Origin of the sequence: Rhodovulum kholense, from assembly GCF_003053725.1 — a bacterium.
GTDB classification, from domain to species: domain Bacteria; phylum Pseudomonadota; class Alphaproteobacteria; order Rhodobacterales; family Rhodobacteraceae; genus Rhodovulum; species Rhodovulum kholense.
Window position 1 is genome coordinate 126,526 of the sequence record NZ_QAYC01000008.1, and the last position, 22,313, is coordinate 148,838.

Consider the following 22,313-nt stretch of genomic DNA (forward strand, 5'->3'; position numbering starts at 1 on the left):
GATGGAGATCCGTTTCAGCGGCAGCGGCGGGCAGGGGCTCTTGCTGTCGGCGCGCATCCTTGCCGCGGCGCTGACCGAGGCCGGGCTGACCGTCGCGCAGTCGAACGCCTACGAGCCCGTCTCGCGCGGGGGGCTGTCGCGCTCCGATCTGGTGATCGGCGAGGGCGAGGCCGATTACCCGCTGGCCCGACGGCTCGATGTGCTGCTGATCCTCGACGAGGCGGCGGCCACGGTCTCGACCGGGCTTCTGACCCCGGCCTCGCTGGTCCTGTGCGACGCCGAGCGCGTGACGACGCCGCCCCGGGGTCCGTTCCGCACGCTCTGCCTGCCCTTCACCGAAACCGCGCGCACCCTCGGCAACCCCCGCGTGACGAATATCGTCGCGCTCGGCGCGCTGACCGCGCAGGCGTCCATCTGCCCGCCCGAGCAGCTGCTGGCCGCAATCGTCGCCCAGACCCCTGCCCGGTTCGAGCGGCTGAATCGCGAGGCTTTCGCGGCGGGACTGGCGATGGGCGAGACCGAACCGGCCTGAGGGCGCTCAGCCCCGGCCGGTCCAGTGCATCGGCCCGCCCTTCGCGCGGGGAAAGCCATAGCCGTGGATCTCGACCAGGTCGATCTGGGCCGCGGTCTCGGCGATGCCTTCGGACAGGATCGCCGCACCCTCGTCGGCCATGGCGCCGACCAGCCTCTCGGCAATCGCTTCGGGCGCGGGCACCTCGCCCCCGGCGATCCGGTCCGCCAGAAGCCGCGCGACCGCGTCCGAGGCGACCGGCCTGCGGCCGCCCTCGGGATAGTCGTACCAGCCGCCCCCGGTCTTCTGGCCCTTGCGCCCGGCGCGGACGAGGATGTCGGCCAGCGTTTCGGGCACATCCCGGCCCTCGGCACGGGCCGCCTCGCGTTGCAGGAAGGCGATGTCGAGCCCGCCCAGATCCTGCGCCTCGAACGGCCCCATCCGGAAGCCGAAGCCGCGCATCGCGGCATCGACCCCCGCCACCGGCACGCCCTCGGCCAGCAGATCCTCGGCCGCCGCGCGATAGCGTTTCAAGATGCGGTTGCCGATGAAGCCCTCGCAGATCCCGGCCCGGACCGGCATCTTGCCAAGCCGCCGCGCCAGGTCGAAGGCCGTCGCCAGAACCTCGGGCGCGGTGCCGGGCAGCGGCACAATCTCCAGCAGCTTCATCACATGGGCCGGGCTGAAGAAATGCAGTCCGATCAGGCGCTCGGGCGCGGGCATCCCCTCGGCGAGACAGCGCGGGTCGAGATAGGAGGTATTGGTGGCCAGGATCGCGTCGGGGCGGCAGACCCGGGCCAGGTCGTCAAAGACCGCCCGCTTGACCGCCAGATCCTCGAAAACCGCCTCGATAGCCAGATCGACATGGCCCAGCGCCGCATGGTCATCGGTGCAGACCAGCCCGTCCGACAACGCCCCGGCCTCGGCCCCGGTCAGCTTGCCGCGCGCGGCCGCGCCCTCGAAGATACGCGAAACGGCGGCATGGGCGCGGGCGGCGGCACCGGCGTCGCGCTCGATCAGCGTCACCGGCATCCCCGCCATGCGGAAGGCCGCGGCGATGCCCGCCCCCATGGTCCCGCCACCGACCACCCCGACCGAGCCGATACCGCGCGGCGCGACACCCTTCAGCGCGGCAGGACGAAGCGCCGCGCGTTCGGCAAAGAAGACATGGCGCAACGCCGCCGCCTCGGGACTGTCGCGCAGCGCGAGGAACGTGGCGCGCTCGAAAGCCATCGCCTCGTCGAAGGGCAGTTCGGTCGCCTTGCGCACCGCCTCGAGCGCCCGAAGCGGTGCCGTCTCGCCCGATTTTTCCAGCCGCGCGCGGCTTTCGGCCCAGTAGCTGTCGGGCCGGGTCTCGACCGGGCGAGCCGAGACCGGCTCGGGCAGCGGCCCGCCGATCATCGAGGCGGCGTAAGAAACCGCCGCGCCGCGCAGATCGCCCGTGACCATCGCATCGACCAGCCCCAGCCGCAGAGCCTCGGGCGCGGGCACGGGTTTGCCCGAGGTGACCATCTCGACCGCAGCCTCGACGCCCGCGAGGCGGGGCGTGCGCACCGTGCCCGAGGCGCCCGGAATGACGCCCAGACCGACCTCGGGGAAACCCACCCGCGCCTCGGCATCGATCAACCGGAACCGGCAGCCAAGGGCGATTTCCAGCCCGCCCCCCAGCGCCGCGCCGTGAATGGCGGCGGTCCAGGGCTTGGCGGCGGCCTCGATCCGGGCGACCAGATCGGGCAGGTGCGGCGCGACCGGCGGCAGGCCGAATTCCTTGACATCGGCCCCGGCGATGAAGCTGCGCCCGGCGCAGACCAGCACCACGGCGCGAATCTCGGGGTCGGCGTCAAACGTCTCGACCGCCTCCCAAAGCGCGCGGCGCACCTCGGCCGAGATCGCGTTGACGGGCGGGTTGTCGAGGGTCGCGACGGCAATTTCGCCCTCGCGGTCGATGGTCAGTGCGGACATGTCGGATCAGATCCCCAGATAGGCTTCGCGGATGCGCGGATCGGCGATCAGCGCCTCGGCCGGCCCCTCCATCGCGATCCGCCCGGTTTCCATCACATAGCCCCGGTCGGCGACCTTCAACGCCCCGAAGGCATTCTGTTCGACCAGCAGCACGGTCACCCCCAGCGCCTTGAGCCCGGTGACCACGTCGAAGATCTGCTGCACCAGCAGCGGCGCCAGACCCATCGAGGGCTCGTCAAGCAGCAGGCAGGCGGGGCGCCCCATCAGCGCGCGGGCGATGGCCAGCATCTGCTGTTGCCCGCCCGACAGCCCACCGGCGGCCAGGTTGCGTTTCTCGCGCAGCACCGGGAACAGGGCGAAGGCCTCGTCCATGTCGCGGGCCACGCGGTCGTCGTCGTAAAGAAAGGCGCCAAGCCGCAGGTTTTCCTCGACCGAGAGATTGGTGAAGATCTGCCGCCCCTCGGGCGAATGCGCCAGCCCGTGGCGCAGCCGCTTGTGCGGGGGCGTGGTCACATAGGTCTCGCCGCGAAAGACGACGCGGCCATCGGTGATCGGCTGGATGCCCGACAGACAGCGCAGAAGGGTGGTCTTACCCGCGCCATTGGCGCCGACGACGGTGACGATCTCGCCCGAATTCACGGTCAGGTCGATGCCATGCAGCACCTCGATCCGGCCATAGCGCGCGCGCAGGTTCTCAACCGTCAGCATGGGCGGCCCCCTCGACTGCGACGGGCGCGCCCAGATAGGCGGCGATCACATCGGGGTGACGGCTGACCGTAGCCGGGTCGCCCTCGGCGATCTTCTCGCCATGATCGAGGACCACGATATGGGTCGAGATACGCATCACCAGCTTCATGTCATGCTCGACCAGCAGGATGGCGATGCCCGATTGTGCCATCCCGGCGATCAGGCGGTCGATTTCCTCGGTCTCGACCGCGTTGCACCCGGCGGCGGGTTCGTCCAGCAACAAGAGCCGCGGCGCAGTGGCCAGCGCGCGGGCGATTTCCAGCCGCTTGAGCGCACCATAGGACAGCTCGCCCGCCTCGCGATCGGCTGCGCGGTCGAGCCCGACCCGGGCCAGCAGATCGCGCGCGCCCGCAAGCGCCTCTGCCGACCGGCGGCGCGCGCCCGGCAGCGCCAGCAGGTCGGCCAGCAAGGCCCCGCGTTCGCGCAGATGAAACCCGGTCGCGGCGTTTTCCAGCACGCTCATCGCCGGAAAGATCTGCAGGTTCTGGAAGGTGCGCGAAAGACCACGGCGGGCCAGAAGATGCGGCGCCATGCCGGTCACGTCCTCGCCGTCAAGCCGCACCCTTCCCGCGCCGGGCAGATAGACGCCCGAGATCATGTTGAACAGCGTGGTCTTGCCCGCCCCGTTCGGCCCGATGATCGACACGATCTCGCCCGGCGCGACAGTGAGGCCCACATCATGGACGGCGCGCACGCCGCCGAACGCGATGCCCAGCCCCTCGACCGACAGAAGGCTCATTCGCCCCTCCCCCTCAGCTTGCGCGCCAGCGACGGGATCAGCCCCTCGGGCAGGAAGATCATGACAAGGATCATCACCGCGCCCAGCACCATCTGTTCGTAGTCGGCAAAGACCGTCAGCACCTGCGGCAGCAGCGTCAGGATCACCGCGCCGAAGATCGCGCCGATGACCGAGCCGACGCCGCCCAGCACCGCCATGGTGACCATCTCGATCGAATGCATGAAGCCCGCCACATCGGGCGTGATGAACCGGTTCTGCATCGCCAGCAGAGAGCCCGCGACCGAGGCATAGACCGCCGAAATGGTGAAGGCCTGCAGCTTCAGCCGCGCGACGTCGATGCCAACCGTCCGCGCCGCCACCTCGGACCCGTGCAGCGCGCGGAGCGCCCGGCCGGTCGGGCTGGCCTGCAGGTTCAGCGCGGCCCAGGCGCCGATCAGCAGGCACAGCCCGCAGCACCAGTACCAGAACTCGCCCCCGGTCAGCTTCAGCCCCAGATCCTTCAGGAGATCGCGCAGCCCCGGATCGGGCACCGGCATGCCGTCGGGCCCGCCCGTCAAGGCGCGTTCGTTGCTGAGGACCATGGCGACCAGGATGCCGAAGCCGAGGCTTGCCACGGCCAGATAATAGCCCTTGAGCCTGAGGATCGGGCGGCCCACGAGCCAGGCCACCGCGGCCGAGACGAGGGCGCCGAGGACCACCGCCAGCAGCGGATGCAGCCCCAGATGCCCCGGCGCCAGTGCCGAGGCATAGGCGCCGATCCCGGCGAACCCGGCATGGCCGAGGCTGATCTGCCCGGCATAGCCCGTCAGGATCACGATGCCGATCACCGCCAGCCCGTTGACGAAGATCAGCGCGCCCACCCGGAAGTAGTAGCCCGAGGGAAAGAACAGCGGCAAAAGCGCGATCAACAGGAAGAGGATCAGAAGCTGGGTCCATTTCGCGGAAAGGCGCATGCCGGTCACACCCTCTCGGTCCCGGCGCGGCCGAAAAGGCCCTGCGGCATGGCGAACAGGACGCCGAGGATGACCACGAAGGCCACCGCCTCCTTGTATTGCGAACTGACATAGCCCGCCGTCAGCGCCTCGAAGAGCCCCAGCAGCAGCCCGCCCGCCAGCGCCCCCTTGGGATTGCCCATGCCGCCCAGCATCGCAGCGGCGAAGCCCTTCAGCGCAAGGCCGACGCCCACATCGTAGCTGACCAGCGTGATCGGGGTGACGAGAACGCCTGCCAGCGCGCCGATCGCGGCCGACAGCCCGAAGGCCAGCGTCATCACCCAGCCGGTATTGATGCCCACAAGTTGCGCCGCCGTCCGGTTGTTCGAGGTCGCCAGCACCGCCTTGCCGGTCAGCGTGCGGGTGAAGAAGGCCCAGAGCCCGACGAAGACCGCCAGCGCCCCGCCGATCACCCAGAGGCTTTGCGGCAGGATTGTCGCGCCCATGACCCGGATCGGATCGTCGCCCGAAAAGGCCGGCAGCCCGTGCAACTGCTTGTCGAAGATCAGTTGGGCCGCGCCCCGGATCAGGATCGAGGCGCCGATGGTGATGATGATGACCGACACCACCGGCGCGCCGCGCGCGGGCTCGATGGCCAGCCGGTTCAGCGCGACCCCCAGCGCCGCGGTTGCCAGGATCGCCCCCAGCGCCGCCAGCGGCAGCGGCAGCCCGGCCAGATGCGCGAAGACGGTGATCATGCCCCCCAGCATGACGAATTCGCCCTGGGCGAAGTTCACCACGTCGGAGGCGTTGTAGATGATGGTGAAGCCGAGAGCGACCAGCGCATAGACCGCGCCGACCGTCACCCCGGAAAAGACAAACTGCATCAGCGCGTCCATGGACGTCTCCGTGCCTCGGGCGTTCGGGGAAGGGGGCGGCGCGATCCCGGCGCCGCCCGGGGGGGCCTCGGTCGAAAGGATCTCGACCGACCGGATCTCAGTCGACGGGATCTCAGTCCACGGGCACCCAGCCGCCGTCCCGAATCTCGAGCAGGCGGAAGGCCGACAGGTCCAGCCCCAGATGGTCGTCGGCGCTGAAGCTGTAGGTGCCGGTGGTGCCGACCAGCCCCGAGGTCGCCTCGAGCGCGTCTCGGATCGCGGCCGGATCGGTGCCGCCCGCCCGCGAGATGGCATCGATCACCAGCGCGAAGGCGTCATGGGCATAGCCGCCGAAGGTCGAGACCTCCATGCCATAGGCGGCCTCGAACTCGGCCTTGTAGGCCTGCACCACGGCGCGCTGCGGATCGTCCTCGGCCAGCTGGCCCGCGATCAGCAGCGCGGTGCCCGGCAGCCGCAGCCCCTCGGCCGCGTCGGCGCCCGCAAGCTCGATGAAGGCGTCCGAGGCCACCCCGTGCGACTGGTAGAAGGGCAGGTCGATGCCAAGCTGATGGTAGTTGCGGGTGACGATGGCCGGGCCCTGGCCGAAGCCCGGGTTCAGCACCGCCTGCACGCCCTCGGTGCCCCGGATCTTGGTCAGCTGGGGCGTCATGTCGGCGTCCTTCGGCCCGTAGGTCTCATCGGCGACGATCTCGATGCCGAACTGGCCCACCACGTCCTTGCACTGGGCCTGCATCGAGGCCCCGAACCCGTCCGTGCCCGAAATCATGCCGATCTTCTCGATGCCGCGCGCCGCCATGTCGGTGAAGATCTTCTCGCAGGCCATGCGGTCGGTATGGGGGGTCTTGAAGACGAAGGGTCGCACCGGATCGATGATGCTGACCGCACCCGCCAACGACACGAAGGGGATCTCGTTATCCTCGGCAACCGACAGGATCGACATGGTCGTGCCGGTGGTCGAACCGCCGATGATCGCCACCACCTCGTCATCCTCGACCAGCCGGGTTGCGAAGGTCAGCGCCTTGTTCGGATCGCCGCCATCGTCATACAGCACCAGCTCGACCGGCTCGCCATCAATGCCGCCCGCGGCATTCCGCGCCTCGACCATCATTTCCAGCGTCTTGGCCTCGGGATCGCCCAGAAACGAGGCGGGGCCGGTGGCCGACAGGCTTGCGCCCAGCCGGATCTCGGCAAGGCCCGGGCCGGCCACGCCAAGCGCGGCGATCAGCGCCAGGGCTGTCGTCGTGAGGGTCTTCAAGGTCCTGTCCTCCCAGATCAGATCTTTTTGGTCTTGCGCTCCCGGCGGAACGAAATCGCGTCGCACCAAGGGCCGATGCGCGCGGGCCATGCCACGGCCAACGCCATCCTTCCCACACGGCCGTGCCGATCTTTCCCCCGATCCTCCTGACGGATATTATTGACCGACCGGACGGTTTATGCAAGAAGATTTTGAGGAAGACGGGAGGAGAGAGATGGCAGACTCGCACAGCGTTCTGGCGACGCTGGACCGGGGTGTGCTTCGGCTGGTGCTGAACCGGCCAGAGAAGCTTAACGCCTTCAACGAGGACATGCATAGGGCGCTCCGGTCGCAGCTGGACCGCGCGCATGAGGACGCTGCGGTCCGGGCGGTGCTGCTGACCGGGGCCGGGCGCGGCTTTTCGGCGGGGCAGGATCTGGGCGACCGCGATCCGCGCCGGGGTGGGCCGCCGCCCGATCTGGGCCATACGCTCGAGACCTTCTACAACCCCACGCTCCGCCGTCTGCGCAGCCTCGAAAAGCCGGTGATCTGCGCGGTGAACGGGGTCGCCGCCGGGGCCGGGGCGAATATCGCGCTGGCCTGCGACATCGTGCTGGCCGCGCGCTCGGCGAGATTCATCCAGGCCTTCTCGAAGATCGGGCTGGTGCCCGATGCCGGGGGCAGCTGGTCGCTGACCCGGATTCTGGGCGAGCCGCGCGCCAAGGCGCTGGCGATGACCGCCGAGCCCTTGCCCGCCGACACCGCCGCCGAATGGGGGCTGATCTGGAAGGCGGTCGAGGACGAGGCGCTGATGGACGAGGCGACCGCGCTGGCCGAACGGCTGGCCGCGGGCGCGACGCTGGGGCTCGGGCTGACCAAGCGGCTGATCCAGGCCGCCTCGGGCGGCAGCTTCGATGCGCAGCTCGATCTGGAACGCAACGCCCAGCGCCGCGCCGGGCAAAGCGCCGATTATGCCGAAGGCGTCGCCGCCTTCCTGGAGAAACGCGCGCCCGTCTTCCGGGGCCAGTAGGTTGGAGGCCCCCGAAATGAAACCTGAAATGACCCCGCAGGAGCTGGCCGAGGCCTGCGCCGCCGCGATGTGGAACGACGACAGCGCGGCCCGGCGGCTCGACATGCGGCTGGACCACATCGCGCCCGGGCAGGCGACGCTGTCGATGACCCTGACCGAGGCGATGACCAATGGCCATGGCATCGCCCATGGCGGCTACATCTTCACCCTGGCCGACACCGCCTTCGCCTATGCCTGCAACAGCTATGACGCGGTGACCGTGGCCCAGCATTGCGCCGTCACCTATCTGGCGCCCGGCCATGTCGGCGACCGGCTGACCGCCACCGCGCGCGAGCTGTCGCGCAGCGGGCGGTCGGGCCTCTACGATGTGCGCATCACCAATCAGGACGGAACCGCCATCGCAGAATTCCGCGGAAACTCGCGCACGATCCGGGGCCATCTGCTGCCCCGGTCAGATGCCTAGACCTGGGCCGAAAGGGAGGACCCAATGACCGATCTGACCCCGACGAAGGACATCCTCGATCCGATCGAGACCGCCTCGCGCGACGAGATCGAAGCGCTTCAGTTCCATCGCATGAAGCGGACGCTAAAGCACGCCTACGAGAATTCCGCCTTCTACCGCAAACGCTTCGACAATCATGGCGTGCATCCCGAAGAGCTGCACTGCCTCGCCGATCTGGCCCGCTTCCCGTTCACGACCAAGTCCGACCTGCGCGACAGCTATCCGTTCGGCATGTTCGCCACCCCGCGCGAAAACCTGGTGCGCATCCATGCCTCGTCGGGCACCACCGGCAAGCCCACGGTCGTCGGCTATACCCAGCACGATATCGACGTCTGGGCCGACCTGATGGCCCGGTCGATCCGCGCCTCGGGCGGGCGCAAGGGCGACATCGCCCATGTCGCCTATGGCTACGGGCTTTTCACCGGTGGGCTCGGCGCGCATTACGGCGCCGAGCGGCTGGGCTGTACCGTGGTGCCGATGTCGGGCGGCATGACCGAACGCCAGGTCACGCTGATCCAGGACTTCCGCCCCTCGATCATCCTGGTCACGCCCTCCTACATGCTGTCGATCCTCGACGAGTTCCGCCGCCAGGGGATCGACCCGCGTGCCAGCTCGCTCAAGGTCGGCATCTTCGGCGCCGAGCCCTGGACCAACGCCATGCGCCGCGAGATCGAAGAGGCCTTCGACATGCATGCGGTCGACATCTACGGCCTGTCCGAGGTGATGGGGCCGGGCGTCGCCTGCGAATGCGTGGAATCGAAGGATGGGCTGCATATCTGGGAGGATCACTTCTACCCCGAGATCATCGACCCCGAGACCGGCGCCGTGCTGCCCGATGGCGAGATGGGCGAGCTGGTCTTCACCACGCTGACCAAGGAAGGCTTGCCGATGGTGCGCTACCGCACCCGCGATCTGACCCGGCTGCTGCCGGGCTCGGTGCGGTCGATGCGGCGGATGGAGAAGATCACCGGACGCAGCGACGACATGATCATCCTGCGGGGCGTCAACGTCTTCCCGACCCAGATCGAGGAACAGATCCTGAAATGCTCCGGGCTCGCGCCGCATTTCCAGATCGAGCTGACCCGGCAGGGCCGCATGGACGCGATGACCGTTCATGTCGAATGCCATGCCAGCCACGGCGCCGCCGAGGCCCGGCGCGCTTCGGCCGACGAACTGGCCCATCACATCAAGTCGGTGATAGGGGTCAGCACCCGGATCGAGGTGCACGACCCCGAAGGCGTCGAGCGCTCGTCAGGCAAGGCCCGGCGCGTCGTCGACCGCCGGCCGAAGGACTAGGCAGGACGGGCGGGGCCGGACCCCGCCCCCGAACTTGAGAAAGCAGGAGCGAATGGCACGGACACGGGCCGAGGATTTCGAACGGAAACAGCGCAACCTCCTTCTGGACGCGGCGCGCGTCTTTGCCGAACAGGGCATGGAAAAGGCCTCGATGGCCCAGATCGCGGCCGAGGCCGGGGTCTCGAAGTCCTTGCTGTATCACTACTACCCCAGCAAGGACGCGCTGATCTTCTCGATCATCGAAACCCACCTGACCGAGCTTGACGATGCACTGGCCGAGGCCGACAGACCGGACGCAGCCCCCGAGGACCGGCTGCGCCTGCTGGTGCGCACGGTGCTGGAAAAATACCGGGGCGCGGACGATCAGCACAAGGTGCAGCTGAACGCCGCCGCCGCGCTGTCGCCCGACCAGCGCGTGTGTCTGACCGAGATCGAACGCCGGATCGTACGCCGCTTTTCGTCGGTGCTGACCGAGATCCGGCCCGAGTTGAAAGGCCCGGGCACGATGCTGATGCCGGTGACGATGTCGCTCTTCGGGATGATGAACTGGGTCTACATGTGGTTCAAGGAAGGCGGCCCGATCAGCCGCGACGACTATGCCGATCTCGCCACCAGATTGATGCTGGGCGGTCTCGGGAACCTCGACTGATCCGATCGCGGGCCGGGGCCGGGCCTAAGACGGGGCGCGGCGCGGCCTGACGCTCCGGCGGCCCCGAGGCGCGCCGGATCTTTCGGGTCGACATCTTTCGGGTCGACCCTCTCCGGACCTGCGGGAAAGACGCGCATGGCTGCGGACCTCGCCTGAAGGCGGTCCCTTTTCCCCGCGGGTTTTCAGGCAGGACGCAATCCTGAAGTGGGTGCGGGACCGTGCTGACGGTCCACGCCGCCCGATCCACGCTGCGGGCGCGAGATGTCGCGACAGCCGGGCGGCGTCCGGCGGTCCTTCGCCGGCCCGGCATCGCGGCCGGGGCAGATGGCCGCCTCCCGATCGTCAGCACGCCGCGCGTCCACGCTCCAGCCGCGCCCGGCGCCATGATCGGACCTCGGGAAAGGGGGGCCGAATTCCATCTCGCGAATGCGCCCGGGGCCGGGACTGCGAGCGGGACCGGGACTGAAACCGGCGCGTGAAAAGCGCATCGCAGGCGCAGATGGTCGATACGCCAATCGTTATCCATGGTGTTTTGCGCGGATTGGAGTGCTGGCGCGTAGAATCATACCTCATTTCGGAGAGAAGTCATGAGATCACCTCTTGCTTTGCCTCCGGCCCTCGTGGCGCTGCTTTGCAGCGGCACCGCGCAGGCTTACACCACATACCAGATGCTTGTCGCATCCCGCGTCAACGAGAGCGCGGGCCGGGAATTCTTCCTGTTCGATTACGCCAGCGAGGCCGACCCGATCGCAGGGACCGTCGATTACAGGGCGACGCAGATCAACCTGAACTCGAACCACAAGGCGGTCGGGTTCCTGTCCCATGAGACCGGGTGAGACCGGGTCCGGTCGCGGCACGCCCTCGCCCGTGCGCCTTCCGGCGTCGGGCTGGCTGCCGGCGGGCGCGGTCGGCCTTCTCGCCCGGCGGGCGCGCCTGACCGGCGCCCCTGGCGAACCACGAGACCGGACGCGAAACTTGCGTCAGACAGGTCGTTTCGGCCGACCGGAGAAAAGCGCCGTGCGCCCGGCCGTGCCAGGGGACCCGACAGAGCCCCTGGCCGCAGGCGGCAGCCACCCCCAGTGGCCCCGTGCCTCATTCCCCCGTGAGGGGCCAGGTCTTCGCGACCAGCGTCAGGACATCGTAAAGCGCGACTGTCTCGTCCTTCTGGTTGGTCACCCGGCAGTCCCAGCGAACCTCGCCATACTCGGCCGTCTCGCGCGGGTTGATCTCCTTGCAGGTCAGGCGGACGCTCAGGCTGTCGCCGAAATAGACCGGCGTCAGGAAGCGCAGGGTGTCGACCCCGTAATTGGCCAGCACCGGCCCCGGCGCGGGATCGACGAAAAGCCCGGCGGCGAAAGAGGCGATCAGATAGCCATGGGCGACGCGATCCTCGAAGAACGGGTTCGCGCGGGCGGCCTCGCTGTCCATATGGGCGTAGAAGCTGTCGCCGGTGAACTCGGCGAAATGCTCGACATCGGCCCTGGTCACCTCGCGGGACGCGGTCACGACCTGATCGCCGATCCTGAGCTCGCCCAGCGATTTGCGGAACGGATGCGTCCCCGTTTGCGCCTCGGCGCCCTCGATCCAGCGGCCGGTGACGGCCGACAGAAGCCGGGGCGCGCCCTGCACCCCCGTCCGCTGCATGTAATGCCGGACCGCGCGCATGCCGCCCAGTTCCTCGCCGCCGCCAGCCCGGCCCGGCCCGCCATGGACCAGCGGCGCCAGCGGGGAGCCATGCCCGGTCGAGCTTCTGGCCGAAGCACGGTTGCCGATCATCACCCGGCCGTGGAACGGCGCCATGCCGATCACCATCTCGGCGGCAAGATCCGGGTCGTTGGTGAAGACCGAGGCGACCAGCGATCCCTTGCCGCGCCGTGCCAGCGCCACCGCCTCGGCGGCATCGCGATAGGGCATCAGGGTGGCCACCGGCCCGAACGCCTCGACGTCGTGGACGGCCTTTGCCGCGAACGGGTCGGCGCAATGCAGCAGCACCGGGTTGAGGAAGGCCCCGGCCCCGGCATCGCCCGAGACGACCGACACCGCCTCGGGGTCGCCGCAGACGATTCTGGCGTCGGCGGCCAGTTCGGCGATGCGCGCGCGCACCTCGGCGCGCTGATCGAGGCTGGCCAGCGGCCCCATCCGCACCTCGGCATCGCCCGGCAGCCCGACCGGCGTCTTGGCAAAGCGCGCGGCCAGCCCTTCGATCACGGCGTCTTCCAGCCCGGCTGGCACCAGAACGCGGCGGATGGCGGTGCATTTCTGTCCGGCCTTGGCGGTCATCTCGCGCGCCACCTCGCGGACAAAAAGGTCGAATTCCGGCGTGCCCGGCACCGCATCGGCGCCCAGCACCGAGGCGTTGAGGCTGTCGGCCTCCATCGTGAAGCGGGTTGCCTGCGCGACCAGCGCGGGGTGGCGTTTCAGCATCTGCCCGGTCGCGGCCGAGCCGGTGAAGGTCACCGCATCCTGGCCGGTCACATGGTCCAGAAGATCCCCGGCCGAGCCCGCGACCAGCTGCAGCGCACCCGCGGGCAGGATCCCGGTCTCGAGGATGCGGCGCACAACCAGTTCGGTCAGATAGGCGGTCTGGCTGGCGGGTTTGACAAGGCAGGGCACGCCCGCGATCAGCGAGGGCGCGATCTTTTCCAGCATGCCCCAGACCGGGAAGTTGTAGGCGTTGATATGGATCGAGATGCCGGTCAGCGGCGTCAGGATGTGCTGGCCCGCAAAGCTGCCGTCGCGCGACAGCGGCTCGACCGGACCTTCGGTCAGCACACGGGTATTGGGCAATTCGCGCCGCGCCTTCGAGGCCAGCGTCAGAAGCGTGCCGATGCCGCCCTCGATGTCGATCCAGCCATCGGCGCGGGTGGCGCCGGTATGAAGGCTTTCGGCGTAGAACTCTTCCTTCAGCTCCATCAGCCTGAGGCCCAGCGCCTTCAGCATCAGCGCCCGTTCATGGATCGTCATCGCCCGCAGCGCGGCACCGCCCGTCCGCCGCCCCCAATCCAGCGCCGCGCCAAAATCGAGCCCCTCGGACCCGATCCGCGCCACCGGACGGCCGGTTGCGGCGTCGAGAAGGGTCGCGCCCTCGCCCGCCCCCGCCTGCCAATGGCCAGAGAGATAGCTTTCGAGGCGGCGGGGAATGGTCGCCGATCCGTCCATGGGGTGCTCCTTCGTCAGTTCAGGTTCAGGCGGGTCAGCTCCGCCTCGGCCAGCGCCCGCCACTCGGCCAGCAGTGCCTCGTTCGTCCGGTGTCTCAGCCCCATGCGCCGCAAGGTTTCGAAGCGGGGCGAGTCCGCCTGCCCGAAGGTGGCGGCGACGCGCGGCATCCAGTAGGCGATGGCGCGGCGCGCCTCGGTCCGGCCTGCCTCGCCCGCCGTCAGTCTGGCCAGCCCCTCGAGGCCAAGCTCGGCATGGCGGGCCTCGCGCGGGGCGATCTCGCGGATCGCCTCGGCGAAGGGCGTGTACGAGGCGTGGGCCAGTTCCCCCAGCTGCACCCCGGTCGCAAGCCCCATCAGCACGTTCATCACGACCGCGTCGACCCAACCTTGCAGCGGATAATGGAAGACCGACAGGCGCATGTCGGCGCCCTGCCGGTGCGCACCGATCTCGGCCTCGCGGGGACCGCGCGCGGCCCAGTCATGGGCTTGCTCATAGCGGGTCTTGTCGGTGCCGAAGGCGGTCATCAGGTCCAGCACCCGTTCGGCATGATCGGCCTTTTCCAGCACGATCCGGCTGGCGGCGATCCGTTCCCTGATGCCGGGCGCCCGGTTGATCGCATCGGCAAAGCCCGCCGAGCCCGCCAGTTCGCTGTCGACGAAGGACGACATCAGCCGCAACAGCTCGCCCCGATAGCGCGCGGGCACGTTGGTCGGCGCGGTCAGCTTGCCACCCCGGGCGAGGTAGTCGTCGAGGCTGATCTCGGTCATGGCGTCCTCACTCGTCATAGCTGACCACCAGACGGTCGCTCAGCGGGTAGCACTGGCAGGTCAGCACATAGCCCGCGCGGACCTCGTAATCTTCCAGCGCATGGTTGGTCAGCATCTCGACCTCGCCCTCCAGCACCTTGGCCCGGCAGGTCGAACAGACCCCGGCCTTGCAGGAAAAGGGCGCATCGAGATCGGCGGCGATGGCGGCTTCCAGCAGGCTTTGCCCGGTCTTCGGCATGCGAAAGCTGCGGGTGGTGCCGTCCAGCGTGACGCTGGCTTGGGTCGCATTGGCGGTGTCGGTCTGCGCGACCGAAACCGCCGGACGCCTGGCGCGGCCGGGCTGGGTCGACAGGAACAGTTCGAACCTGATCCGGTCGTCGGTCAGCCCGTGCCGGCGCAGCCCGTCGGCCACCGTCAGCATCATCGCCTGCGGGCCGCAGATGAAGGCCAGATCGACCGAGGCCGCGTCGATCCAGCCGGCGAACAGCCGGTCGATCTTCTGCGCGTCGATCCGGCCGGTGAACAGGTCGATCTCCTGGGTTTCCGAGCCCAGCACATGGATCACCGCAAGCCGCCCGAGATGGGTGTTCTTCAGGTCTTCCAGCTCTTCGCGGAACATGATCGAGCTGACCTGCCGGTTGGCATAGACCAGCGTGACCCGCGCGCCGGGCTCGCGGCTCAGCACCGTGCGGAGGATCGACAGCACTGGCGTGATGCCCGATCCGGCGGCGAAGGCCAGGTAATGGCGCGCCGCAGTCGGGTCGAGCGGGGCGTGAAACTTGCCCATCGGCGGCATCGCCTCGAGCACGTCGCCGGGCCTGAGGTCCTCGTTCGCCCAGGTCGAGAAGGCGCCGCCCGCGACCCGCTTGATCCCGACCCGGAGGCAGCCGTCGTCGAGCCCCGAGCAGATCGAATAGCAGCGGCGCAGCTCTTCCCCGTCGAAGGCCCGGCGGAAGGTCAGGTACTGGCCCTGGGTGAAGGCAAAGGCGGCACGGTCGGCCTCGGCCGGGTCCAGCGTCAGGACCACGGCATCGCGGGTGTCGCGGCGGATGTCGGTAACGGTCAGCGGGTGAAAACGGGCCATGGCCGCCCCTCTCAGATACATTTGAAATAGTCGAAGGGTTCAAGGCAGTCGCGGCAGCGCCAGGCGGCCTTGCACGGGGTCGAGCCGAACTGGCTCAGCCGTTCGGTCCGGTCCGAGCCGCAGCGCGGGCAGGCCACCGAAAGCCCGTCCGCGAGGCTGCGCGCGCGGGCCGCCCCCGGCATCGCGGCACTGCCCGGCACCGGGGGGGCGATGCCGAACGCCCTCAGCTTTTCGCGCGCCTCGGGGCCCAGCCAGTCCGACGTCCAGGGCGGCGACAGCTGCCGGTCGATCCGCAGCTTGCCGATGCCGCGCTCCCGCAGGGCGCGTTCGATGTCGAGCGTGATGATCCCGGTCGCGGGGCAACCCGAATAGGTCGGCGTGACTGTCACCACCAGCGTGTCTCCCTGCCAGGCAACGTCGCGCACGATGCCCAGATCGGTCAGGCTGATGACCGGGATCTCGGGGTCGGGCAGCTCGGCCAGCCACGCCCAGACCTGCGCCGTCGCGGGCCGGTCCACGGTTTCACCATGTGGCATCGGGATAGGCCCGTTGCAGGAACTGCATCTCGGCCAGCAGAAGGCCCAGCGCCTCGCCATGGACGCCGCTGCGCCCGCCGCTGCGAAAACGCGCCGTGTCGGGCAGGGTCAGCGTCGCCTCGGCCAGCACCGCCTCGACCCGCGCGCGCCAGCCCGGTTCCAGCGCCGCCGGATCGGGCGCGATCCCGGCCTCCGCGGCGGCGGCATCGGTCGCGTCGCCCCGGAACGGCTCGCCGGTGAAGGGCCAGAGCCGGGTCAGCGCGGCCTGCATCCGGGCATGGCTTTCGGGCGTGCCGTCGCCAAGCCCGATCACCAGCGTTTCGGACCGGTCGAGGTGATAGGCCACCTCTTTCCGGGCCTTGGCGGCGATCTCGGCCACGCGCGGGTCGGTCGAGGCCGCCAGCCCCGCCAGCAGCTCGGCATGCCAGGCATCGAACAGGAACTGGCGCATCACGGTGACGGCGAAGTCGCGGTTCGGCTGTTCGGCCAGCAGCAGGTTGCGAAACCCGCCCGCATCGCGGCGGAAGGCCAGCGCGTCGGCGTCGCGCCCCGCGCCCTCGACCTCGGCGGCAAGCCCCAGCCACAGGGTCGCCTGCCCGATCAGGTCGAGCGCGACATTGGCCTGCGCGATATCTTCCTCCAGCGTCGGCGCGTGGCCGCACCATTCCGACACCCGGTGCCCGAGGATCAGCGCGCTGTCCCCGACCCGCAGCAGCGTCTCGAACAGCACGGCATCGGCCGACAGCGTCGTTTCTGGCATTGTCGTTTCTGTCAGAGCGGACATCACATGTGCCCCACGTCGTCGGGAATGTCGAAGAAAGTCGGGTGCCGGTAGACCTTGGCGTTCGAGGGCTCGAACAGCGGCCCCTTGTCCGAGGGCGCCGAGGCGGTGATGTCGTTCGAACGCACAACCCAGATCGAGACGCCCTCGTTGCGCCGCGTATAGACGTCGCGGGCGTTCTGGATCGCCATTTCGGCGCTTGGCGCGTGCAGGCTGCCGACGTGGCGGTGGTTCAACCCGTGCTGACCGCGGATGAAGACCTCCCAGAGGGGCCATTCGCTGGACATGTTCTCCTCCCTTGAAACCCTTGAAACCGGTTATTCGGCCGCGTGCGCGGCGGCACGCTTTTCGGCATGGGCCATCAGCCCCTCGCGGACCCAGGCGCCGTCCTCCCAGGCCTCGATCCGCGCCTCCATCCGTTCGGCATTGCAGGGGCCATTGCCCTTCAGCACCTCGTAGAATTCCGACCAGTCGGGCTGCGAGAAGTCGTAGCCGCCCTTTTCCTCGTTCCAGACAAGGTCCGGGTCGGGGATCTCGAGCCCGAGGAACCGGGCCTGCGGCACGGTCTGGTCGACGAATTTCTGGCGCAGCTCGTCATTGGTGTTGATCTTGATCTTCCAGGCCATCGACTGGGCGGAATGGACCGAGTCCTTGTCGGAAGGTCCGAACATCATCAGCGACGGGTACCAGAACCGGTTCAGCGCATCCTGCGCCATCGCCTTCTGGTCGGCCGTGCCCCGCGCCATGGTCATCATGATCGAATAGCCCTGGCGCTGGTGAAAGCTCTCCTCCTTGCAGATCCGCACCATGGCCCGGGCATAGGGCCCGTAGGAGGTCCGCTGCAGCGGCACCTGGTTCATGATCGCGGCGCCGTCGACCAGCCAGCCGACCGCGCCGATATCGGCCCAGGTCAGCGTCGGATAGTTGAAGATCGAGGAATATTTCATCTTCCCCGCCAGCAGCATTTCCGTCAGCTCGTCGCGGCTGACCCCCAGCGTCTCGGCGGCGGAATAAAGGTAAAGCCCGTGCCCGGCTTCGTCCTGCACCTTGGCCAGCAGGATCTGCTTGCGTTCCAGCGTCGGCGCGCGGGTGATCCAGTTGCCCTCGGGCAACTGACCCACGACCTCGGAATGGGCATGCTGGCCGATCTGGCGGATCAGCGTTTTGCGATAGCCCTCGGGCATCCAGTCCTTGGGCTCGATCCGCTCGCCCCGGTCGATCCGGTCCTGAAAGGCGCATTCCTCGGGGGTCATCTCGTCCCGGGCCTTGCCGCCCTCGGATGTCACCATCTGCGCATACATCTTAGCGATCCTCCCTGATCAGACGCGTTCGAGGATAAGGGCAATGCCCTGGCCCACGCCAACGCACATCGTGCAAAGCGCGTAACGTCCGCCGCTGCGCGCCAGCTGGTTGGCCGCGGTCGCGACCAGCCGCGCGCCGCTCATGCCCAGCGGGTGGCCGATGGCGATCGCGCCGCCATTGGGGTTCACATGGGGTGCGTCGTCCGGCAGGCCCAGCGCCCGCAGCACCGCCAGCGCCTGCGCGGCGAAGGCTTCGTTCAGCTCGATCACATCCATCTGCGCCAGATCGAGCCCGGCCTTTTCCAGAACGCGCCGGGTCGCGGGCACCGGCCCCATGCCCATGATCCGGGGCGGCACGCCCGCCGCGGCCATGGCGACGATACGGGCCCGGGGGGTGAGGCCCTGCGCCACGGCCGCGGCGTCCGACGCGACGATCAGCGCGGCGGCGCCGTCATTGACGCCGGAGGCGTTGCCCGCGGTGACCGTCAGCCCGGGTCCGTTGACCCCTTTCAGCCCCGCCAGCTTTTCGGCGCTGGTGCCCGGGCGCGGATGCTCGTCGGTCTCGACCCGCAGCGGCGGGCCCTTGCGTTGCGGCAGCTCGACCGGCACGATTTCCCCCGCGAAGACGCCTGCGGCCTGCGCCGCCGCCCAACGGGCCTGGCTTTCGGCGGCGAAGCGGTCCTGATCCTCGCGCGAGATGGCGAAGTCCGCGGCCACGTTGTCGGCGGTCTCGGGCATCGAATGGGTGCCATGGGCCTCTGCCATGCGCGGATTGACGAAGCGCCAGCCGATGGTGGTGTCGTGGATCTCGGCCCGGCGCGAGAAGGCGGTGTCGGCCTTGGCCATCACGAAGGGCGCGCGGCTCATGCTTTCGACCCCACCGGCGATCATCAGATCGGCATCGCCCGCACGGATCGTCCGCGCCGCAAGCCCGACCGCGTCCATCCCGGACCCGCACAGCCGGTTGACCGTGGTGCCCGGCACCTCGACCGGCAGCCCGGCCAGAAGTGCCGCCATCCGCGCGACGTTGCGATTGTCTTCGCCCGCCTGGTTGGCACAACCGAGGATCACATCCTCGACCGAAGCCCAGTCGACACCGGGATGCCGGGCCATCAGCGCCGCGATCGGCACTGCCGCCAGATCGTCGGCGCGCAGTCCCGACAGCGCCCCGCCATAGCGCCCGACGGGCGTGCGCAGCGCATCGCAGATGAAGGCTTCGGCCATTCGGTCCTCCCAGACGTCAGTCCCCCGGCCGACTCGCTTCCGCAAATTGATCGACCGTTCGGTCACACTATAGACAGGAGCGGACCGCATGGGAAGAGCCTTGCCGGAAAATTCGCCGTCCCGTCCGTTGCGTCACCGAACGAACCGCTTCCGCAAAAACCCGATTTCACCTATCGTATTTTGAATAAATAGATGCGCCCATCGGAAGGTTCCTCCGGATGTCGCTTGACCAGATCCTGGTTCTCGCCCTGCTCGCCATCGTCTTTCTCAGCTTCATCAAGGAGATATACCCGCCCGAGGTGACCGCTCTGGCGGCCTCGGCGGCCCTTCTGGCCACCGGAATCATCCAGACCGGCGACTTTCTGACCGTCTTCGGGTCCAGTGCGCCGATCACCATCGCGATGATGTTCATCATCTCGGCCGCGTTGGAACGCACCGGCGTGCTCGCCGCGCTGGGCGAGTTCATGACCGCGCGGGCCAGGGGGTCCTACCTGCGCGCGCTACTGATCATGATGACCGTGACGGTGCTGGCCTCGGCTTTCATGAACAACACGCCGGTGGTGATCCTGCTGGCCCCGGTGATGATCTCGGTCGCCTCCAGCGTCGGCGTCTCGCCGTCGCGGCTGTTGATGCCGCTGTCCTTCGCGGCGATCTTCGGCGGCACGCTGACCCTTGTCGGCACCTCGACCAACATCCTGATGAGCGGGGTCGCCCGCGACACCGGCCAGCCGCCGATCTCGATGTTCGAGATGACCCTGCCGGGGCTTGTCTTCGCGCTGGTCGGCATGGCCTACATGACCTTTGCCGGGCGCTTCCTGCTGCCCGACCGGCAGTCGCTGGCGCATCTGGTCGGGCGCGAGACCCGGCGCCGGTTCCTCGCGCGGCTGCTGATCCCGGCCGAGTCGCGCTATGTCGGCAAGCGGCTCGACGAGCTGCCCTTCAACACCGCCGAGACCCGCATCCTCGACGTGATCCGGGGCGAGGTCTCGATGCGGCGCAGCCTCGACGGGCTGGTGCTGGAACCCGGCGACCGGCTGGTCCTGAAGACCGGCACCGGCGAGATCCTCGGGCTGAAGGAGAACGGTCAGGTGACGTTCCGCGACCTGTCGGACCGGGGGGTCGAGCCGGTGACCGCCGACCAGACGGTGACGCTCGAGGCCAGCATAGGCCCGAATTCGACCCTGCGCGGGCGTTCCCTGGCCGAAGTGCGACTGCGGCGGCGCTATGGCGTCTACGTGATGGCGGTGCATCGCGCAGACCGGAACCTGTCGGACCGGATCGACGACATCCGCCTGCAATTCGCCGACACACTGCTGCTGGAGGGCCCGCCAGAAGGGCTGCGCCGGCTGGTCGAGGATGGCGGAGTTATCAACCTCTCGGCACCCTCCGAACGGCCGATGCGGCGCGCCAGGGCGCCCATCGCCATCGCGACGATGGTGGCCGTCGTGGGGCTTGCCGCCTTCGAGGTGATGCCCATCGCCGGGCTTGCGGTGATCGGCGCGGTCGTCGTGATGCTGACCCGTTGCGTCGATCCCGAAGAGGCGTTCAGCGCCATCGACTGGCGCATCCTTTTTCTGATCTTCGGCATGCTGGGGCTGAGCCAGGGGATGGAAGAGACCGGCACCGCCAAGCTGATCGTCGATTGGGTCGTCGGGTTGATGGGCGGGTTCGGGCCGCTTGCGATCCTGGCGGCGGTCTATGTGCTGACCAGCGCCCTGACCGAGATGATCAGCAACAACGCCGTTGCCGTGCTGGTCGGGCCCATCGTGATCGGGCTGGCGGCCCAGCTGGGCGTCGATCCGCGGCCCTTCATCATGGCGGTGATGTTCGCCGCCTCGGCGAGCTTCGCCACCCCCATCGGCTATCAGACCAACACCTTCGTCTATGGCGCGGGCGGCTACCGGTTCCGCGACTTCCTGAAGGTGGGGCTGCCGCTGAACATCCTCTTTGCGGTGGTGGCGGTCGGGGTGATCCCGCTGTTCTTCCCGTTCTGAACGCGGCCGGGAGGGGGCGGCTCAGGCCGTCTCGACCTCGATGGTGACATGCGACAGCCGCGGGAGGTGCATGAGCCGCTTGCGGTAATCCGCAACCGGTCGCGGATCGTCATCGGCAATCGCCACGATGGCGGCGCGGTGGCCCGGGCCAAGCTGCCAGACATGCAGGTCGACTACGCGGGCGCCGTCGGTCTCGATGGCGGCACGGATCTTCTGGGGCAGGGTCTCGGAGCCGGGGACGAAATCGACCAGCACCCCGCCCGCGTCGCGCATCAGCCCGTAGGACCAGCGCGCGATCAGCAATGCCCCCAGCATGCCGATGATCGGGTCGAGCCAGACCCAGCCGAAGGCCCGCCCCGCGACCAGCGCCGCAATGGCCAGCACCGAGGTCAGCGCATCGGCCAGCACATGCAGATAGGCCGCGCGCAGGTTGTGATCGACCTCGTGGGCGTGATCATGTCCATGGCTGTGCCCATGATCGTGCCCGTGACTGTGCCCATGATCGTGCGGGCCCTGATGCAGCAGAACCGCGCTGCCGACATTGACCGCCAGCCCGATCACGGCAACGGCGATGGCCTCGCCGAAATGAATGCCGACCGGGTTCACCAGCCGCATCAGGCTTTCCCAACCGATCAACAGCGCGACGACGCCCAGCACTACCGCGCTGCCGAAGGCCGCCAGATCGCCCAGCTTGCCGGTGCCGAAGGTAAAGCGCGGGTCATGGGCGTGTCGGCGCGCGACCATGTAGGACACCGCCGCAATCGACAGCGCCGCGGCATGGGTCGCCATGTGCCAGCCATCGGCCAGCAGCGCCATCGACCCGAAGACCGTGCCCGCCGCGATCTCGATCACCATCATCGTCGCGGTGATGCCGATCACCAGCCAGGTGCGTCGCGCGTTCCGGTCGTGATCTGCGCCGAGGAACACATGATCCGGCCCGCCCGGACCGCGCGGATGGCAAAGACC

General features: G+C 68.7%; 22 protein-coding genes. 7 read left to right on the forward strand and 15 right to left on the reverse strand.

Going from position 1 to position 22,313, the window contains the following annotated elements; translation table 11 throughout:
* The first annotated feature begins 1 nt into the window (after nt 1).
* On the forward strand, nt 2-532 hold the full coding sequence (locus tag C8N38_RS12075; RefSeq protein WP_108027431.1) for a 2-oxoacid:acceptor oxidoreductase family protein: 531 nt from the start codon (nt 2-4) through the stop codon (nt 530-532).
* A gap of 6 nt (nt 533-538) precedes the next feature.
* Here C8N38_RS12075 and C8N38_RS12080 read toward each other — a convergent pair whose 3' ends face one another.
* From C8N38_RS12080 to C8N38_RS12105, 6 genes are all read right to left on the reverse strand, one after another.
* Nucleotides 539-2,473 (reverse strand): 3-hydroxyacyl-CoA dehydrogenase NAD-binding domain-containing protein, encoded by a 1,935-nt coding sequence (locus tag C8N38_RS12080; protein WP_108027432.1) that lies wholly within the window; start codon nt 2,471-2,473, stop codon nt 539-541.
* Nucleotides 2,474-2,479: 6 nt separating this feature from the next.
* Nucleotides 2,480-3,181 (reverse strand): ABC transporter ATP-binding protein, encoded by a 702-nt coding sequence (locus C8N38_RS12085; RefSeq protein ID WP_108027433.1) that lies wholly within the window; start codon nt 3,179-3,181, stop codon nt 2,480-2,482.
* The gene (locus C8N38_RS12090; RefSeq protein ID WP_108027434.1) at nt 3,168-3,959 is read right to left on the reverse strand and encodes an ABC transporter ATP-binding protein; all 792 of its coding nucleotides are present in this window, start codon (nt 3,957-3,959) and stop codon (nt 3,168-3,170) included. Before C8N38_RS12090 ends, C8N38_RS12085 begins: the two co-directional genes overlap by 14 nt.
* Complete coding sequence (locus C8N38_RS12095; protein ID WP_108027435.1) at nt 3,956-4,912, reverse strand: branched-chain amino acid ABC transporter permease; 957 nt, start codon at nt 4,910-4,912, stop codon at nt 3,956-3,958. Before C8N38_RS12095 ends, C8N38_RS12090 begins: the two co-directional genes overlap by 4 nt.
* A gap of 5 nt (nt 4,913-4,917) precedes the next feature.
* Nucleotides 4,918-5,790, reverse strand: a complete 873-nt coding sequence (locus tag C8N38_RS12100) for a branched-chain amino acid ABC transporter permease (protein ID WP_108027436.1) — start codon at nt 5,788-5,790, stop codon at nt 4,918-4,920.
* A gap of 112 nt (nt 5,791-5,902) precedes the next feature.
* Nucleotides 5,903-7,045, reverse strand: coding sequence for an ABC transporter substrate-binding protein (locus C8N38_RS12105; protein ID WP_108027504.1), 1,143 nt, complete (start codon nt 7,043-7,045; stop codon nt 5,903-5,905).
* Nucleotides 7,046-7,259: 214 nt separating this feature from the next.
* Between C8N38_RS12105 and paaG the strand changes: the two genes are divergently transcribed.
* The 5 genes from paaG to C8N38_RS12130 all read left to right on the forward strand — a co-directional run bounded on the left by paaG (nt 7,260) and on the right by C8N38_RS12130 (nt 11,337).
* Nucleotides 7,260-8,054 carry a 2-(1,2-epoxy-1,2-dihydrophenyl)acetyl-CoA isomerase PaaG gene (gene paaG / locus C8N38_RS12110; protein ID WP_108027437.1) on the forward strand — a complete coding sequence of 265 codons (795 nt, stop codon included), beginning with the start codon at nt 7,260-7,262 and terminating at the stop codon, nt 8,052-8,054.
* A gap of 28 nt (nt 8,055-8,082) precedes the next feature.
* Entirely contained in the window at nt 8,083-8,517 is a 435-nt protein-coding gene (gene paaI / locus C8N38_RS12115; RefSeq protein WP_108027438.1) for a hydroxyphenylacetyl-CoA thioesterase PaaI, read from the forward strand.
* 24 nt (nt 8,518-8,541) lie between these two features.
* Complete coding sequence (paaK, locus tag C8N38_RS12120) at nt 8,542-9,852, forward strand: phenylacetate--CoA ligase PaaK (RefSeq protein WP_108027439.1); 1,311 nt, start codon at nt 8,542-8,544, stop codon at nt 9,850-9,852.
* A gap of 52 nt (nt 9,853-9,904) precedes the next feature.
* A complete protein-coding gene (locus C8N38_RS12125; RefSeq protein WP_108027440.1) occupies nt 9,905-10,501 on the forward strand; it encodes a TetR/AcrR family transcriptional regulator in 597 nt (198 codons plus the stop codon).
* A 587-nt stretch (nt 10,502-11,088) separates the two neighbouring features.
* The gene (locus tag C8N38_RS12130) at nt 11,089-11,337 is read left to right on the forward strand and encodes a hypothetical protein (RefSeq protein ID WP_146176266.1); all 249 of its coding nucleotides are present in this window, start codon (nt 11,089-11,091) and stop codon (nt 11,335-11,337) included.
* 256 nt (nt 11,338-11,593) lie between these two features.
* Here the strand turns inward: C8N38_RS12130 and paaZ are convergent, their stop codons facing one another.
* From paaZ to pcaF, 8 genes are read right to left on the reverse strand one after another with little or no spacing between them, the layout of a single operon-like run.
* Nucleotides 11,594-13,660: a phenylacetic acid degradation bifunctional protein PaaZ gene (gene paaZ / locus C8N38_RS12135; protein ID WP_108027442.1), complete on the reverse strand. Its 2,067-nt coding sequence runs from the start codon at nt 13,658-13,660 to the stop codon at nt 11,594-11,596.
* Nucleotides 13,661-13,674: 14 nt separating this feature from the next.
* Entirely contained in the window at nt 13,675-14,427 is a 753-nt protein-coding gene (locus tag C8N38_RS12140; RefSeq protein WP_108027443.1) for a Phenylacetic acid catabolic protein, read from the reverse strand.
* 7 nt (nt 14,428-14,434) lie between these two features.
* Nucleotides 14,435-15,511: a 1,2-phenylacetyl-CoA epoxidase subunit PaaE gene (gene paaE / locus C8N38_RS12145; protein ID WP_108027444.1), complete on the reverse strand. Its 1,077-nt coding sequence runs from the start codon at nt 15,509-15,511 to the stop codon at nt 14,435-14,437.
* 11 nt (nt 15,512-15,522) lie between these two features.
* Nucleotides 15,523-16,047 (reverse strand): 1,2-phenylacetyl-CoA epoxidase subunit PaaD, encoded by a 525-nt coding sequence (paaD, locus tag C8N38_RS12150; protein WP_108027445.1) that lies wholly within the window; start codon nt 16,045-16,047, stop codon nt 15,523-15,525.
* Entirely contained in the window at nt 16,034-16,807 is a 774-nt protein-coding gene (gene paaC / locus C8N38_RS12155) for a 1,2-phenylacetyl-CoA epoxidase subunit PaaC (protein ID WP_245895714.1), read from the reverse strand. Before paaC ends, paaD begins: the two co-directional genes overlap by 14 nt.
* A gap of 23 nt (nt 16,808-16,830) precedes the next feature.
* On the reverse strand, nt 16,831-17,115 hold the full coding sequence (gene paaB / locus C8N38_RS12160) for a 1,2-phenylacetyl-CoA epoxidase subunit PaaB (protein WP_108027447.1): 285 nt from the start codon (nt 17,113-17,115) through the stop codon (nt 16,831-16,833).
* A gap of 30 nt (nt 17,116-17,145) precedes the next feature.
* Nucleotides 17,146-18,129, reverse strand: coding sequence for a 1,2-phenylacetyl-CoA epoxidase subunit PaaA (gene paaA / locus C8N38_RS12165; protein ID WP_108027448.1), 984 nt, complete (start codon nt 18,127-18,129; stop codon nt 17,146-17,148).
* 18 nt (nt 18,130-18,147) lie between these two features.
* A complete protein-coding gene (gene pcaF, locus C8N38_RS12170; RefSeq protein ID WP_108027449.1) occupies nt 18,148-19,353 on the reverse strand; it encodes a 3-oxoadipyl-CoA thiolase in 1,206 nt (401 codons plus the stop codon).
* Nucleotides 19,354-19,571: 218 nt separating this feature from the next.
* On the opposite strand from pcaF, the gene C8N38_RS12175 reads away from it, so the two are divergent.
* On the forward strand, nt 19,572-21,347 hold the full coding sequence (locus C8N38_RS12175; protein WP_108027450.1) for an SLC13 family permease: 1,776 nt from the start codon (nt 19,572-19,574) through the stop codon (nt 21,345-21,347).
* 21 nt (nt 21,348-21,368) lie between these two features.
* Here the strand turns inward: C8N38_RS12175 and dmeF are convergent, their stop codons facing one another.
* The gene (gene dmeF / locus C8N38_RS12180; protein WP_245895716.1) at nt 21,369-22,274 is read right to left on the reverse strand and encodes a CDF family Co(II)/Ni(II) efflux transporter DmeF; all 906 of its coding nucleotides are present in this window, start codon (nt 22,272-22,274) and stop codon (nt 21,369-21,371) included.
* Nucleotides 22,275-22,313 lie beyond the last annotated feature (39 nt).

What these genes read in the sequence shown, in the direction of transcription:
- C8N38_RS12075 (WP_108027431.1), top strand. Translation starts at nt 2, where the DNA reads ATGGAGATCCGTTTCAGCGGCAGCGGCGGGCAGGGGCTCTTGCTGTCG.
- C8N38_RS12080 (WP_108027432.1), bottom strand. Translation starts at nt 2,473, where the DNA reads ATGTCCGCACTGACCATCGACCGCGAGGGCGAAATTGCCGTCGCGACC.
- C8N38_RS12085 (WP_108027433.1), bottom strand. Translation starts at nt 3,181, where the DNA reads ATGCTGACGGTTGAGAACCTGCGCGCGCGCTATGGCCGGATCGAGGTG.
- C8N38_RS12090 (WP_108027434.1), bottom strand. Translation starts at nt 3,959, where the DNA reads ATGAGCCTTCTGTCGGTCGAGGGGCTGGGCATCGCGTTCGGCGGCGTG.
- C8N38_RS12095 (WP_108027435.1), bottom strand. Translation starts at nt 4,912, where the DNA reads ATGCGCCTTTCCGCGAAATGGACCCAGCTTCTGATCCTCTTCCTGTTG.
- C8N38_RS12100 (WP_108027436.1), bottom strand. Translation starts at nt 5,790, where the DNA reads ATGGACGCGCTGATGCAGTTTGTCTTTTCCGGGGTGACGGTCGGCGCG.
- paaG (WP_108027437.1), top strand. Translation starts at nt 7,260, where the DNA reads ATGGCAGACTCGCACAGCGTTCTGGCGACGCTGGACCGGGGTGTGCTT.
- paaI (WP_108027438.1), top strand. Translation starts at nt 8,083, where the DNA reads ATGACCCCGCAGGAGCTGGCCGAGGCCTGCGCCGCCGCGATGTGGAAC.
- paaK (WP_108027439.1), top strand. Translation starts at nt 8,542, where the DNA reads ATGACCGATCTGACCCCGACGAAGGACATCCTCGATCCGATCGAGACC.
- C8N38_RS12125 (WP_108027440.1), top strand. Translation starts at nt 9,905, where the DNA reads ATGGCACGGACACGGGCCGAGGATTTCGAACGGAAACAGCGCAACCTC.
- C8N38_RS12130 (WP_146176266.1), top strand. Translation starts at nt 11,089, where the DNA reads ATGAGATCACCTCTTGCTTTGCCTCCGGCCCTCGTGGCGCTGCTTTGC.
- paaZ (WP_108027442.1), bottom strand. Translation starts at nt 13,660, where the DNA reads ATGGACGGATCGGCGACCATTCCCCGCCGCCTCGAAAGCTATCTCTCT.
- C8N38_RS12140 (WP_108027443.1), bottom strand. Translation starts at nt 14,427, where the DNA reads ATGACCGAGATCAGCCTCGACGACTACCTCGCCCGGGGTGGCAAGCTG.
- paaE (WP_108027444.1), bottom strand. Translation starts at nt 15,511, where the DNA reads ATGGCCCGTTTTCACCCGCTGACCGTTACCGACATCCGCCGCGACACC.
- paaD (WP_108027445.1), bottom strand. Translation starts at nt 16,047, where the DNA reads ATGCCACATGGTGAAACCGTGGACCGGCCCGCGACGGCGCAGGTCTGG.
- paaC (WP_245895714.1), bottom strand. Translation starts at nt 16,807, where the DNA reads ATGCCAGAAACGACGCTGTCGGCCGATGCCGTGCTGTTCGAGACGCTG.
- paaB (WP_108027447.1), bottom strand. Translation starts at nt 17,115, where the DNA reads ATGTCCAGCGAATGGCCCCTCTGGGAGGTCTTCATCCGCGGTCAGCAC.
- paaA (WP_108027448.1), bottom strand. Translation starts at nt 18,129, where the DNA reads ATGTATGCGCAGATGGTGACATCCGAGGGCGGCAAGGCCCGGGACGAG.
- pcaF (WP_108027449.1), bottom strand. Translation starts at nt 19,353, where the DNA reads ATGGCCGAAGCCTTCATCTGCGATGCGCTGCGCACGCCCGTCGGGCGC.
- C8N38_RS12175 (WP_108027450.1), top strand. Translation starts at nt 19,572, where the DNA reads ATGTCGCTTGACCAGATCCTGGTTCTCGCCCTGCTCGCCATCGTCTTT.